The following is a 12725-nucleotide window of genomic DNA, read 5'->3' on the forward strand; positions in this document are numbered from 1 at the left end:
TGAATGGCAGCTTCGTCCCGCGATCTGTGAGTTAGACAGCGGTCAGATTTTGCGCTTGCAGCGAATGGCCGGTCTGGTGGAGCCGCACTGCGGCACCGATGACTGTGACGAATGTCTCTTATGGGCCGACATGCAAGATCACTTGATGGAAAAGTTGCGTGCTTACTCCAATGACAGCCCTAGACCGATTGACTGATGCGGTGGTTCGTGGAAGGGCGGGTTGAAGAATTACGCATTCCGATGCGAGCTCATATGCCTGCGAACTTCCGGGTATTTCAGGAGCTTTTGTTTCAGAAGAGCTTGGACCTTTTTCCTGCACGAATTTGCAGGAAAGCGGCAACGCCAAGGACAACCAATCCATATCCGAGCGTGACTCCGACAACTCCAAGATTGAGGACCAGGCCCAGAAACGCGGCAAGCGGCAAGGCCAGAAACCAATAGGCGATAACCGTTACAACACTCGGCAAAACGTTGTCCACCATCCCCCGCAGCACGCCTAGGGCATTGGACTGCACACAGTCCGCGAATTGTACGAAAGCCATGGTCAGGAGTAGGGTCGCCGCCAAGGAAGCGACGTCCCGTTCCGGGCTCAGGACATTGGCAACTGGCATCCGAAGCGCCAATACGAACAAAAGGACGCCGGTTGACCATGCAAGCGTGATGAGGTTCGCCGCCTTCAGAATGCAGATAACCTCGCTTTTCCGGCCGGCACCAATTAACTGTCCGGCCCGAATGGACGACGCGATCATCATGCCGATCGGGACCATGTAGAATAGAACGCCAACCGAATGAACGACCTGATGCGCGGCAAGTGCGGTGGCCCCTAGCATCGCGGCCATGAACCCTGTAACCGCGTATGCACCGCCTTCGGCAACGCTGCCTATTGCGACAGGAGCGCCATCGCGTGCCCGGGCCATTACCGATCCGAACGAAAGGCGAAGACCGTGCCGCGTGGGTCTCATGGAGCGTGCCGCGCGCCAGTGAAATACAAAGACCATGACTGCAAGCGTCTTCGCGAGGAAACTCGCCAAACCGGCTCCAAGAATTCCAAGACCGCCCATCCCTGCGCCACCATGGATCAGCAGATGGTTTAGCGGAACGTTGAACCCGATCCCAAGAAGCGTGACAGCCAACGCTGTCCAGGGACGGCCAAGGGCGCTATAGGCGCCACGAAAGGCGGCGAGCATCGTGTGCGGAAGGGCGGCCAGGGTCAACGTCAGCCAGTAGGTCCCGGTCAGGGACGCAATCTTCGGGTCAGGGGCGAGGGAGGGTACGAGCGAGCTGGCGAGGCTCATCAATAGCGCGGCCAGAAACGACAGGATGACGGCAAGCGCAAGCCCTGAGGACATCGCCTCGGAGGTATCGCGCAAATCACCTGACCCGTGGGCCCGCGAAATTCCGACACCAATCACCGACACGAAGCCGATCACCGCCGAATTGACGAAGATGAACGCGCTTGTTGAAAGTCCAACGGCGGCCACAACGTCGCTGCCAAACGGTGCGAGCATCGCGGTATCAATAGCCCCCATCGCGACCGTGGAGACCAGTCCCAGAACCGTAGGGACGGCCAGTTTTAGGATCTTGCCACTCTCTGAGACGAGCCTGCCCTCGGCACACACCTGCCTTGGGCGGGCGGAGGATGTCCACGCCGTCATTGTCTTGCTCACTCTGTCGGTAGAACAGGGAAGCGCGTCGACCGGCGCCTCCGGATGGGTTTTCATAGGCGCCGTTTGCGTCAGCGCTCCGCGTTACCGGCATTCAGCACTGCGATGGCATCGACCTCGAAGAGCATCCCGTCGAGCGCTAGCCTTGGAACCGGTACCAGCGTCTGCGCCGGCAGGTGGCTTCCGAATACCCCCTGCAGTTGACGCGTCAGCACGATCAGCTTGCTCTGGTCGTGATCGACGACATATGTGGTGAGCTTGACCACATGCTCTGGGCCCGCGCCGACGCCGTCCAGCGCTGTAGCAAGGTTCCTATAGGCTTGCGCGACCTGGGCCTCAAAATCGGGTGCAAGGTGGCCCGTCCGGGTCTCGCCCCCTTGACCGGCGATGAAAGCAAAGTCGCCTGCGACAACAACATGGCTGTACCCGTTTGGCGTGGGATCGTAGAGTCCGGCCGGATTAACCGCCTGAGTGTCCGCGGCCGCGCCGGGGTTCGTCGCGAAAGTGAACATCGCAATGGCTCCAAAGGTTTGAACTATGTGTTTCATGATGATGTCTCCATAGGTGCGGATCAGTTGACGTGAACCGCGTCGAGATGGGTGAGTTTGTCGGGGTTCCGGACGATGTAGATGTCCCGAACCTTTGCACTGTCGTCGAAGGCGAAGGAGAGGGCCGCAGTCGTCCTCCCTTTGAAATTGATCAAGGCGCCGTGCATGCCGTTAAGGTTCACAGTTACCCACTCATGATCGGCCCAGTATCGCCTCAAGTCGGAGGAGATGAACTCGCAGAGTGACGCGGATCCTTCGATCGCTTTCAAGATCGTCGGAACCTTGCCACCGCCATCAGCACTCAGACGGGCATCCTCCGCCAGCATTCTCGACAAATCATCGATCCTGCCCTCTGTCGCGGCTGTCCTGAACGCCGACAGGAACGCCAATTGCCGATCTGGCGATGCGCTGTGACGCACCACAGAACGTCCGATGTGGCCGCGCGCCCGGGACACCAGCTTTCGGCTGCTCGCTTCGGACGTGTCAAGCGTCTCCGCGACATCGGCGTGGGACAACTCAAAAATGTCGTGCAACAGGAATGCCGCTCGTTCCTTTGGCGTCAGCCGCTCCAGCATCATCAGGAAGGCCATGGAAAGGCTGGACGCGAGTTCCGCGGCCTCCTCGGCGTCACTCTCGCTTGAGAGCTGGATCGGTTCCGGTAGCCAGGCGCCGACATATTCCACCCGCGACCGGTCACCCGAGCGGCGCATGTCGAGGCAGCGCCGGGTGCAGGCGGTGACGAGCCATCCACTTGTATTCTCGATTGCCGTGCGGTCCGCACCCGCCCATTTGAGAAACGTGTCCTGAACCGCATCCTCCGCATCGCTCAGCGAACCGAGAATTCGGTAGGCAAGGCCTGCCAGTTTCGGACGCATATTTTCGAACGCAGCAAGTTCTGCGGTTGTGAGTTCAGTGCTTCGATACATTGATCCGGTTCCATAGATTAATCATGGCAACTTCGGCGGTTAACGCGCCGATTTCGGCGTCAGAAAAATGCTTACCTAACCGTTCTCGAATGGGCGCGAGGTCGGCGTTCAGTTGCAGGCTTGTCAGAGCCTCTGTCCAGGCAAGCGCTGCCTTTTCCGCATCCGTGAAATCGCTCACCTGATCCCAGACGATGACTCTGTCGAGGCGCTCGCCGGTCTCGCCATTCTGGCGCGCCTCTCTCGTGTGCATCTTGACGCAGAATCCGCAGCGGTTGATCTGGGATGCGCGAAGTTGAACCAGGTGGCGGATTTTAAGATCGAGCCCATGGGCATCCAGCACCTGGTGTACGGTGCCCATCGTCTGAAGCACGTCGGGAATAGTCTGTTCGTATTTCGTCGCAGCAGAAGTGCTCATCACCGTAGTCCTTGCATGTGTATCCTATGCTATAGTGACGATTGTCGGCCCGGTTTTGTGACGCCCTAAATAGAACAAGTGATCAAGTGTCTGGTTTTGCGCGTTTTTCGAGCCCCAAGAAACTACAAGAAACTCAAATCCCTTTGGAGTCGATTGCTTGTAGAAACTGGAGGCTCTGACGGGTGTAGCGGCTATCTTTCGGAGATTGACCTCGATCGTGCGCTTTCATCCGGGCGTTTCCGGCAAGCGCATGAAACGGGTCGCAGGACGACCTGGGGACTGCTGTGACTTAACCTGAGTTTGAGAACTGCGGTGATCCTGGCGCAAGTTGAAGAGCCACGATTATTGCTTCCAGATGCATGCGCATTTCAGCCTCTGCTGCGTTGGGGTCGTGGCGTTCAATTGCATCAACGATGCGCTGGTGGTGGTCACTGTGCTGCCCCTTGAACTCTTTGATGCCAATGTGCCGATACGTTCGATCCCATTGTGACTGCCACGATGACCGACGCCTCGCTTCTGACAGAAAAGTCAGGATCGAAGACAGGATCGGATTTCTTGCTACCGTCGCAATGGTTTGGTGAAAGATGTCATCCGCTTTCTGACATTCGAACCTGTCAGGACCGTCACGCCCGACCGAGACACAGTCATTCAGCTTGGCAATATCAAGCGCGGTCGCTCTGCGGGCGGCTTCCGCTGCCACCACCGGCTCGATCAGGTGTCGCGCCTGCACCAATTCCTGAACGGATGTGGCCTGAACCAGCAGGCTTTCTCTCAGCGGCGCAGTGGCGGGCCTTGGGCCATAGAATGTCCCTTGGCCTACGTGACGCCAAATCTCACCCTCTTGCTCCAACACAAGAATCGCACGGCGCAACGTCTCACGGCTGCATGAGAACCGCTGCGCCAAGACCCGTTCAGGCGGCAACCTGTCACCGACGGCGAACGCGCTGGTCCGCAGAAACTCCCGAAGCCGGGCGAGCGCGGTTGCTGCTTTTGTATACTGCATGACAAATCCAGACCAATTATGAGACCAATGTAGCAGACCGATAAAGGCTTTCGAAAGTGGTCGAAGGAATTGGTTTGGTCGAGCTAGTCGTCATCGTTGCTGCCGGGTTTCTGTGTGGTGCATTGAATGCCATTGCGGGTGGAGGAACCTTCGTCACGCTGCCTGTTCTGATATGGATTGGGATACCGCCGGTTGTCGCAAATGCCACGGCAACAACGATGGCTGTGCCAGGTTACATCGCCAGCGTTTGGGCCTATCGCCGCGACATTCGCGCTGAAGGCGCCCTGCGTCTTGGAACGATCATCATGATGGCGGCACTCGGCGGTGTATTCGGTGCAGTGCTTCTTATCGTGACATCGCCTGATGCGTTTCTGGCGCTTGTTCCCTGGCTCTTGCTGACAGCGACGCTATTGTTTGCATTTGCCCCCCGGCTTCAGAGACTAACTGAGGATGCCAGCATCGGCATACCTTCGACAGGTATGGCCGCCATCCTGCTTTTGTTGGTCACGACATACGGAGGCTATTTCAACGGCGGGTTGGGCATCATCATGCTCGCCGCGCTTGCGCTGCAGGGGTATCGCAACATTCACGGGATGAATGGGCTTAAAAACCTGCTCGCGTCCATTCTATCCACGCTATCCGTTGTCACGTTCATGACAGCCGACCTCATCGCATGGGAGGCAGCCATTCCCATGGCCCTTGCCAATATATGCGGGGCATATGTCACATCACGCCTTGTGCGCCGTATGACGCGGATAAACATTCTGCGCGGTGTTATCATCGCCATAGGAGCTGTGATGACGGTCGTATTTTTCATCGTGTGATCGGCTGCAGCGAAAGTCCGGTCTGGTGAAGCTGCATCGCAGCGCTCGACAACATAGCCAACGGCGGGAGTGGGCCGTTTTACGATTATTTCCGTATTATCGTGACTGAAATTCAAAGTGCCCTATTGGATCTAGTGTTTGAACTGGCGGGCCATTTCCGGTCGATTGCTGTGTGACGCCGTCGCGGATTGCAGAAGCAGTGTGTGGATGTATGTGTGGCCTTTGATGGTGGGATCTGAACAGACAGATCTTGCCCTAAACTGTAAATCTGGGAGAAAGCTTGGGCCAATTATCTGTTATTTTTTGGTACAGTAAGCCTCCAGTTCGCATCTACGGAAGGCTCTCATCCCTCAGGCCAAAGCAGGGGTTCGCACGGGTAAACCAGATCAGCCCTGTGGACTGCAAGGAACAACCGCATTGTACCGCGCAGGTTGAGTGAAACTGTCAACCGGGAGCGCCACCCCGATACCAGGGCGGCGCTTTTGCCTGCAATCGGACGCGCTACACAGCCGCCTTGTTGATCTCGGAACTTGCCAGTTCGGTCATTTGCCGATCACCGCTGTAGCAGGCGTCGAGGCAGGTCTGCAGCACGGCTTTATCCTCCGGCAGATCAAGGCGCCCGGCAAAGGCGGCGAGGCATCCGTAGCCTGCAATCGCGTAATGGACCATGCGCTGATACTGTGTGATGATCATCGCGTCACGCGCGTCGTCGTCGCCAAAATCCTCCTCGATCGCATGTGCCTTGGCCTCTTTGACAAGACCTTCCATGCCCTTGCAGTGTTCACCGTTCGGATCCGCGTCGTGACGCCGGACCAGTGCCGCAACCTGTTCCATGCCGTCGCGAATGCCTTCCACACCCTTTTGCAGCAAACTGCGCAGATCTTCATGTGTCGCCGCATCGGCGAGCGCCTCTGTCATCTCGGCGGCCTGCTTGTTCGCGCTATAGATGTCTTGCAACTGATCGGCATAGACCTCTTTCAGGCTGTTCATACTCATGATTTCTCCTTTCTGTTCAGGTTTCGGTTCTCATGGTTTTCAAATGCCCCGGACGGGCGGTGACTGCGCGGGCGGCCCTGCTGTCAAGGGGGCAGTCCGGAGGATTGGTCTCACTGAAGACGCTGGTCTTCCCCGTTTTCGGTGATCATGTCGTTCAGCTGCGCGCAGATGGAGGCCAGGCACTCACTGCTTGTCCGGAGAGCGTTCCTGGCATCGGTACGCCCCAGTGTTTCGGCAAAATTGGAAAGCAGCTGCAGCCGCTGGGCCTCGAAAGATCCGATCTCGTTGCTGGAAAGCAAAATCGCCACATCCACAAGGGCGGGTTCGTCTATCCGGTCGATCAAATCGAAAAGATCATCGACCATGGCGGGCACGGCGGTCGGGTCGCGTCCACTCAACTGGTCGGCAACGACCCTCATGGCTTCTTCGGTGCGGTCGGCGTTGTCCCGCACGACATCGAGATAGAGGTTGAGGAGCTTGCGCAAGCCGTCGCTTTCAGCCGCCGAGACCATAAAAGGGATATGCTGCGCCAGAAAGCATGCGCTGGAGTGGATGTCGCCGAGACGGCGGGACAGAAGATCTTCAGCCGAATAGACGTCCATAAGCCGCTCCTTCATATGGTGACCGGAATTGGTCGCACCCATCACGAACGAGTAAGCCCCTCTCGGGGCAGGGCTGCATCAATCTATCTTGAAGGCAGCGCGGATCGCGCCCGATGTGCGGGGCTCAGGAGGGGAACCACGAGGTGTCGAGCGTTGCGTACCGGTCTGAAAAGTCGACCATGTCGCGCAGCTTGTCTTCATAGCCCAGCGTCAGCGTAGCCCCGTTCCGGGAAATCAGGTCCGCGTCTTCCATTTCCCGGATCGTTTTGCTGACATAGGTATGTGTCAGGCCAAGGGCATCGCCGATTTCATGCTGATTCATCGGCATCCGGATCGTGTTGCTCATGGCCTTGTTGGTCACCCGAAGCCGGGCAGTGATGTCGAGAAAGAAGTAAGACAGCCGTTCGCGCGCATCCATGCGCCCCATGGCGCGCAGCGTGTCGATGACGCAGGCATGATCGCGGTTGGCGATGGAGAACATCAGCGCGGTCAGCTTGGGCGATTCCCGGAAAATGACGTCGAGCTTGCTCTTGGGAAAGGGGCATAGGCAGCCATCTTCGGAAGCCCGGACATTGCAGGTCGCCTCCTCGAACGAGATGTCGGGAAAGCCGATTATGTCGCCGGGATGTAGGACCCGGATGATCTGTCGCCGACCATCGGGCATGTCGGTGTAGGAATAGAACCAGCCCTCCTTGACGACGTGAAGGTACTGCAGTTCGTCTCCCTCGCTATAAACCTCCTGATGCCGGTAGTAATTGCGCTCGTGCTCCTCCAGCGCTGCGAGATGCTTTTCCGCAGTGTCGTCCAGATCCACGTAGTAGGACAGCTTTTCCACAAGGCAGCTTTTACTCTGGGTCGACATGTCACCCTCCTCTTTGTGAGCCCACCAAGCCGGCTCCCGCAGTTGGTGTAACCGGGGACGGCACGCTTTCGTAAGTCCGCACAGAAGCGGACAAATCTGTTTCCTCTGAGCTTAGCACCAATAGGGCGCAAAGTCAGAGGATTGCCATGAATTGGGTCCGTTTCAGGATGCCCCGGTTCAGATTTTCATGCTGCGCAGGTAAAGATCATGCCGGTTTCAATATAGATTGAGATCGGCCTTCTCCGCCTTGGATACGATCAGGCGACAGACAGAAGGCGAATGGCGTGCTGCCACCGTATCCCTGTCTGCAAAACCGAAGGCCCGCGCCCTGTGGCTCCGCCATATTGCGGGCATTTTTGTCGATCTCAGAAGGAGACCTGCTTCATGAAAAGACTTCTCATCTCAACCGCGATGGGTTTGATGCTGACGACATCGGCGTTCGCCGATGCGCACTCAGGCGCGATGATGACGTATCAATCCGAACAAACCGGCGATCTCTATGCGTCCAACCTGATCGGCATGCGCATCTACTCTGCCGAAGCGGATTACGATGCGCTGACCGCTGACATCGTCATGCAGGACGATGCCGAACAGAACTGGGACGACATCGGCGAGATCAACGATGTGATCCTGAGCCGCGACGGGCAGGTCAAGGCGGTGATCCTGGGTGTTGGCGGTTTCATCGGCATCGGGGAAAAAGATGTTGCCGTGGACATGAGCAGCATCAAGATCGTGAACGAAAATGACGATCCGGGTGATTTCTTCCTGGTGGTCAAGACCAACAAGGAGGCCCTGACCGACGCGCCCGCTTATGAGCGGCAGGACGATGTCGCCATGGCCAACGATACAGTGACGTCAGCCGACCGCCCGATGCTGGCGCCCCCGGCTGTCGAACGCGATGGCTATGAGGTCGCAACCCCGGATCAGCTGACCACCGAGGATCTCACCGGTGCACGGCTCTACGGGGCCAAGGATGAGGATATCGGCGAGATCGACCAGCTGATCGTTGATGACAACGGCAAGCTGCAGCAAGCGGTTCTGGACATCGGGGGTTTCCTCGGCATTGGCGAGCATCGCATTGCGGTCGCGATGGATGAACTCAAGATCCTGCGGCCAGCCGAAGGCGGCGACGTGCGTGTCTACATCGACGCCACCAAGGAAAATCTGGAAAGCCAGCCAGAATACGAGGGCTGATAGAGCGCCCTCCGACAGTATAAATCTGTCATATCCCTGGTAACGAGTAACGATGCGCTCCCCCGGTCTTCGGGGAGCGCATTTTTTTGCGGGGGAGTTCTATCCGTCAGGCGGATCAGCCCTGCGCGATGTCGTCGTCGGCCGCGGCGGTGCCGACAAAACGCCAAGCCTCATCTTCTTGCGATGTCTCGAAAGTCTTCGCATCAACCGGCAGGACCTTGTCCATGATGGAGATCATCCGGCTGGCACCATCCGGTGCGCCGACCACGGCATATTTGTCGACCTTGAACAAGGCCCGCCAACGCGATTCCAGCACATCCCCATCGAAGAGCGCATCCTTGTCGCTGCCGGTATAGCCGCTGAGCCGGATCAACATGTTGACCTTGTCGCGCCGGTCGAAGGCATCGTTCATGTATTTGGCAAGTGCTTCTGCATCGTCGTCCGACACATGGCCGGTCACATCAAAGGCATAGACCGTGTCGCTGTGTGTCGGGATTTCTCTCACGGAGGGTAAGGTAAGATTGGTCATTCGGGTCTCCTGCTAGGGTGAAACTGGATTGCCATTGCGCCGGTAAAGTCCATCGCGCCGACATGTCTTCAACTGTCAGACTGAAGCAATCGTTCCCGGCTGACGTTGCACTAGATTGATGGTGACAGTGCTGATCGTTGCTAGATCGGACCGACAACGCAAACCGGCACGCGGTCCTTTGCCGGTGCCACCATGGGAGATGTGAAATTGCCCCTCAAAGCAGTATTTTTTGGATCCATCGGAACTCTTGTCGAGACATCGGAACTGCAGCGCCAGGCGTTCAACCAGGCTTTTGCCGAAGCAGGTCTTGAGTGGGACTGGGACCTGGAAGACTACAAGGCGCGCCTTGCGAAATCGGGCGGGCGACGGCGGATCGAAGACTATGCGCGCGAACGCGATATCGATGTGGATGCAGAGAGGCTTCACGCACGCAAGACAGAGATTTTCGACGCGGCCATCACCGCGCGCGGTCTCTCCCTGCGGCCGGGCGTGTCGGGTGTGGTCACTGCCGCCAAGGAACAGGGCATCAGGCTGGGGTTTGTCACCACCACGTCGCGGCAGAACGTCGATGCGGTGTTTGCGGCCTTGGCGGGGGATCTTTCTGCGGGTGATTTCGATTTCGTTGGCGACGCAACCATGGTCGATCATAGCAAACCGGCACCGGATATCTACCGGCACGCGCTTGACGTGCTTGCCCTTGCCGCGTCGGATTGTATTGCCATCGAGGACACGCCGGTCAGCATGAAGGCCGCACGCAGCGCCGGGATCGATTGTGTGGCTTTTCCGGGGGATTATGCTGATCGCAGCGATTTTCCCGCCGATGCCCGGATTATGGACAGGCTTTCCGCCGAGGCGCTGCTGCGCTAGTGCCAGAGGATCAATAGATCGGACCCGAGCAAGCCCCGCGGCGGACGTCACCGTCCGCCGCCATGATCATGACGCAAGCCCCTTCAGGGACAGCGTTGTCCGGGGCAACACCTACGACTTGGATGTGCCGAGATCCTGAGATTTGGCCTCGGCCTCTGCGGCGTCGGTGACGCGTTTGATCGCAGTCTTCGCCTTCTGCTTGGCCGTCGTCGCGGCGGTCTCGCCCGATGCGTCTCGATCCGCCTCCGCCTTGATGTCGCTGGCCGCTTTTCTGGCCTCATCACCTGCTGCCTGCGCCACCTTGCCGAGTTTTTCCTTTTCCTCACGGAACACCCGCTGTGCTTCGGCCATCGCCGCGTCGCTGCGTTCACCGAGGTAGTCATCTTCGACGCGACTGCGCGGCAGGGCTGCCGCGACGGCGGCCCCGGCGGCCAGGGCAAGCGCCCCGGCAATCAACGGCTGCTCTTCAAAAAGGTCAACCGCCCGGTCGCGGCCCCGTCGGGCCTGATGCGCGGCGGCGTCTCGCGCCTCGACGGCCCGTTGGCGGGCGGCGATGATACGATCCCGCGCCTGATCGCTGAAGTCCTCCGTGCCTTCCGCCAGACGGCTCCGCAGGTCCGATGCCGTGTCAGACAACTGGCCGACGGCGCCTCCAACGCTGTCGCGCGCCGCCTGCAGCTTTGAGGATGCCGCTTGGGCCGTGGATTTCGCGGCATCGGCGACATTGTCTTTCAGACTATGCCCGGACTGCGCATCTGACTGAGCGCCATCGCCATCCCTGTCCGTGTAATGCATCGTCCGCGCCCAGGACGGATCATGCGCATGGCGCTCGGTGTCCCCGCTGGGAATATGACGCGGTCTGACGTCGCCGCGTTCCCACTGATCGTCATATCCATAGTGCCGTTCGCGACGCTCCCAACGCCGTGTCGTGGCGGCGGTGCTGCCGGTTCCGCTGCCAAAAATCAGCCACGCGAGCCCGATGCCGGTCAGGGCGATTGCCATCGGGTTGTCCTTGACCGATTGCGAGATCGATCTGCCGATATCGCCTCCGTTTTCCCGCAGGTGGTCGGTCACCTTGCGGGTGACGGCCTCAACCGAAAACCTGTCCTGCAGATCCTCCAGCGTGTCCGTCAATCCGGCGCGCTCGTGCTCGATCTGACGTTCGATTTCTTCGGGGCTTCGGGTTTTAGTCGTCATTGTATGCCTCCTTGACGGCCGCGGCATCACGTTGGACATTCTTGGCTGTCCGCGTGGGGGCCAGGTTGCTGAGTTTAAGATCGGTCATGCCCTTGTGCGCCATCCCATAGGCGACAGCAGCAAGCGCCACGCCCACGATGAGCGCAGCCCAGCCGCCATGCAGCCCTGCTTCCGTGAGCCCTGCGACAACTGCTGCCACCAGCACATTGAGCGCCGTCAGCGTAATGATCACGGCCCCGGCCAGCAGCCCGATGGCGACACCGGCGTTTGCGATGTTTTCATTGATCTCGGCGCGCGCCAGATCGACCTCGTTGCGCACCAAGGAACTGACGCGGCTCATCGCGTCGTTCAAAAGCCCGGTTGTCGATTTGTCGGAATGCGTGTTCATACAAGACCTCCCTTGTCGATATGGGCCGCCGAAGCGCCAGGGTCGGCGGATGACGTGCCGACCGACGTGGTCCCACGTGACGCGTGAGATCGCGCGGCGTCGTATCCAGAGTCTTCCGAACCGGTATTGGTTGCCTTGGCAAAGCGCACCGCCGCAAAACCGACGAGGGCTGCCGCGCTGAGAAAGACCGCCGGATTGCGGCGCGAAATGTCATTAAGGTCTGAGACGATCTGACCGAGGTCCTTGTCGCGGATGGCGTCTGACATATCGGCAATACCATCAGCGATCTGCCCCAGCGTGCGTTCCTGAGGCGACCCGCTGCGCATTTCCTGCGCTGCGGTGCGCAGCGCACTGGCGATGTTGTTGCCTTCTGCGGCCACGTTGTCCTTTGCCGCCTCCGCTTGGGAGATCGCCGTTTGCTGTGCGTCTTTCGCGTAGGCACCTGCCTCCTCCGAGACGGTCTCGGCGAGCGCCTTGGCCTGTTTTTTTGCTTTTTGGACCGTGCCGGTCTGGTCCGGTTGCGTTTGTGTTGCTGACGTCGTCTGAGATGAGGGACTGCGCGTCGCCATCTGAGCCTCCTGCGGGTTAAGTGATGAAATTGAGAATCGCGAGTACGACCACGACCAGGCCGATGAGGTAGAAAACACTGTGCATGCGGGCCACCCTCCTTGCATGTTCCAGGCTCAGAGTACCGGCGCGGATTTCCGGCG

General features: G+C 58.8%; 15 protein-coding genes. 3 read left to right on the forward strand and 12 right to left on the reverse strand.

What is annotated here, in order from left to right:
- Positions 1-290: 290 nt before the first annotated feature.
- From Q1A63_RS12585 to Q1A63_RS12605, 5 genes are all read right to left on the reverse strand, one after another.
- Positions 291-1655, reverse strand: a complete 1365-nt coding sequence (locus tag Q1A63_RS12585; protein ID WP_298976145.1) for an MATE family efflux transporter — start codon at positions 1653-1655, stop codon at positions 291-293.
- A gap of 80 nt (positions 1656-1735) precedes the next feature.
- On the reverse strand, positions 1736-2212 hold the full coding sequence (locus Q1A63_RS12590; protein WP_298976146.1) for a RidA family protein: 477 nt from the start codon (positions 2210-2212) through the stop codon (positions 1736-1738).
- Between the two features lie 23 nt (positions 2213-2235).
- Positions 2236-3138, reverse strand: coding sequence for an RNA polymerase sigma factor SigJ (gene sigJ / locus Q1A63_RS12595; RefSeq protein WP_298976147.1), 903 nt, complete (start codon positions 3136-3138; stop codon positions 2236-2238).
- Positions 3122-3553, reverse strand: a complete 432-nt coding sequence (locus tag Q1A63_RS12600) for a carboxymuconolactone decarboxylase family protein (protein WP_298976149.1) — start codon at positions 3551-3553, stop codon at positions 3122-3124. Before Q1A63_RS12600 ends, sigJ begins: the two co-directional genes overlap by 17 nt.
- A gap of 289 nt (positions 3554-3842) precedes the next feature.
- The gene (locus tag Q1A63_RS12605; protein ID WP_298976150.1) at positions 3843-4556 is read right to left on the reverse strand and encodes an FCD domain-containing protein; all 714 of its coding nucleotides are present in this window, start codon (positions 4554-4556) and stop codon (positions 3843-3845) included.
- A 74-nt stretch (positions 4557-4630) separates the two neighbouring features.
- Here Q1A63_RS12605 and Q1A63_RS12610 point away from each other — a divergent pair, with 74 nt between their 5' ends.
- Positions 4631-5380 carry a sulfite exporter TauE/SafE family protein gene (locus Q1A63_RS12610; RefSeq protein ID WP_298976152.1) on the forward strand — a complete coding sequence of 250 codons (750 nt, stop codon included), beginning with the start codon at positions 4631-4633 and terminating at the stop codon, positions 5378-5380.
- Between the two features lie 501 nt (positions 5381-5881).
- Here Q1A63_RS12610 and Q1A63_RS12615 read toward each other — a convergent pair.
- The 3 genes from Q1A63_RS12615 to Q1A63_RS12625 all read right to left on the reverse strand — a co-directional run bounded on the left by Q1A63_RS12615 (position 5882) and on the right by Q1A63_RS12625 (position 7840).
- Positions 5882-6376 carry a DUF892 family protein gene (locus Q1A63_RS12615; RefSeq protein ID WP_298976215.1) on the reverse strand — a complete coding sequence of 165 codons (495 nt, stop codon included), beginning with the start codon at positions 6374-6376 and terminating at the stop codon, positions 5882-5884.
- A gap of 110 nt (positions 6377-6486) precedes the next feature.
- Entirely contained in the window at positions 6487-6978 is a 492-nt protein-coding gene (locus Q1A63_RS12620) for a DUF892 family protein (protein WP_298976216.1), read from the reverse strand.
- A gap of 124 nt (positions 6979-7102) precedes the next feature.
- Complete coding sequence (locus tag Q1A63_RS12625) at positions 7103-7840, reverse strand: Crp/Fnr family transcriptional regulator (RefSeq protein WP_298976217.1); 738 nt, start codon at positions 7838-7840, stop codon at positions 7103-7105.
- 384 nt (positions 7841-8224) lie between these two features.
- Between Q1A63_RS12625 and Q1A63_RS12630 the strand changes: the two genes are divergently transcribed.
- Positions 8225-9034: a PRC-barrel domain-containing protein gene (locus Q1A63_RS12630; RefSeq protein ID WP_298976218.1), complete on the forward strand. Its 810-nt coding sequence runs from the start codon at positions 8225-8227 to the stop codon at positions 9032-9034.
- 115 nt (positions 9035-9149) lie between these two features.
- Here the strand turns inward: Q1A63_RS12630 and Q1A63_RS12635 are convergent, their stop codons facing one another.
- Entirely contained in the window at positions 9150-9563 is a 414-nt protein-coding gene (locus tag Q1A63_RS12635) for an STAS/SEC14 domain-containing protein (RefSeq protein ID WP_298976219.1), read from the reverse strand.
- 207 nt (positions 9564-9770) lie between these two features.
- On the opposite strand from Q1A63_RS12635, the gene Q1A63_RS12640 reads away from it, so the two are divergent.
- Positions 9771-10430, forward strand: a complete 660-nt coding sequence (locus Q1A63_RS12640) for an HAD-IA family hydrolase (RefSeq protein ID WP_299410687.1) — start codon at positions 9771-9773, stop codon at positions 10428-10430.
- A 111-nt stretch (positions 10431-10541) separates the two neighbouring features.
- Here Q1A63_RS12640 and Q1A63_RS12645 read toward each other — a convergent pair whose 3' ends face one another.
- From Q1A63_RS12645 to Q1A63_RS12655, 3 genes are read right to left on the reverse strand one after another with little or no spacing between them, the layout of a single operon-like run.
- Complete coding sequence (locus Q1A63_RS12645) at positions 10542-11627, reverse strand: DUF3618 domain-containing protein (protein WP_299631835.1); 1086 nt, start codon at positions 11625-11627, stop codon at positions 10542-10544.
- Positions 11617-12015 carry a phage holin family protein gene (locus Q1A63_RS12650; protein WP_299631837.1) on the reverse strand — a complete coding sequence of 133 codons (399 nt, stop codon included), beginning with the start codon at positions 12013-12015 and terminating at the stop codon, positions 11617-11619. Before Q1A63_RS12650 ends, Q1A63_RS12645 begins: the two co-directional genes overlap by 11 nt.
- Positions 12012-12584: a hypothetical protein gene (locus Q1A63_RS12655; protein WP_299631839.1), complete on the reverse strand. Its 573-nt coding sequence runs from the start codon at positions 12582-12584 to the stop codon at positions 12012-12014. The genes Q1A63_RS12650 and Q1A63_RS12655 overlap by 4 nt, the downstream gene beginning before the upstream one ends.
- Positions 12585-12725 lie beyond the last annotated feature (141 nt).

The organism is uncultured Roseobacter sp., from assembly GCF_947499265.1.
Taxonomy (GTDB): Bacteria; Pseudomonadota; Alphaproteobacteria; order Rhodobacterales; family Rhodobacteraceae; genus Roseobacter.

Excerpts from the sequence above, each read along its gene's own strand:
- Q1A63_RS12585 (WP_298976145.1), bottom strand. The coding sequence starts at position 1,655 with ATGACGGCGTGGACATCCTCCGCCCGCCCAAGGCAGGTGTGTGCCGAG.
- Q1A63_RS12590 (WP_298976146.1), bottom strand. The coding sequence starts at position 2,212 with ATGAAACACATAGTTCAAACCTTTGGAGCCATTGCGATGTTCACTTTC.
- sigJ (WP_298976147.1), bottom strand. The coding sequence starts at position 3,138 with ATGTATCGAAGCACTGAACTCACAACCGCAGAACTTGCTGCGTTCGAA.
- Q1A63_RS12600 (WP_298976149.1), bottom strand. The coding sequence starts at position 3,553 with ATGAGCACTTCTGCTGCGACGAAATACGAACAGACTATTCCCGACGTG.
- Q1A63_RS12605 (WP_298976150.1), bottom strand. The coding sequence starts at position 4,556 with ATGCAGTATACAAAAGCAGCAACCGCGCTCGCCCGGCTTCGGGAGTTT.
- Q1A63_RS12615 (WP_298976215.1), bottom strand. The coding sequence starts at position 6,376 with ATGAGTATGAACAGCCTGAAAGAGGTCTATGCCGATCAGTTGCAAGAC.
- Q1A63_RS12620 (WP_298976216.1), bottom strand. The coding sequence starts at position 6,978 with ATGGACGTCTATTCGGCTGAAGATCTTCTGTCCCGCCGTCTCGGCGAC.
- Q1A63_RS12625 (WP_298976217.1), bottom strand. The coding sequence starts at position 7,840 with ATGTCGACCCAGAGTAAAAGCTGCCTTGTGGAAAAGCTGTCCTACTAC.
- Q1A63_RS12630 (WP_298976218.1), top strand. The coding sequence starts at position 8,225 with ATGAAAAGACTTCTCATCTCAACCGCGATGGGTTTGATGCTGACGACA.
- Q1A63_RS12635 (WP_298976219.1), bottom strand. The coding sequence starts at position 9,563 with ATGACCAATCTTACCTTACCCTCCGTGAGAGAAATCCCGACACACAGC.
- Q1A63_RS12645 (WP_299631835.1), bottom strand. The coding sequence starts at position 11,627 with ATGACGACTAAAACCCGAAGCCCCGAAGAAATCGAACGTCAGATCGAG.
- Q1A63_RS12650 (WP_299631837.1), bottom strand. The coding sequence starts at position 12,015 with ATGAACACGCATTCCGACAAATCGACAACCGGGCTTTTGAACGACGCG.
- Q1A63_RS12655 (WP_299631839.1), bottom strand. The coding sequence starts at position 12,584 with ATGGCGACGCGCAGTCCCTCATCTCAGACGACGTCAGCAACACAAACG.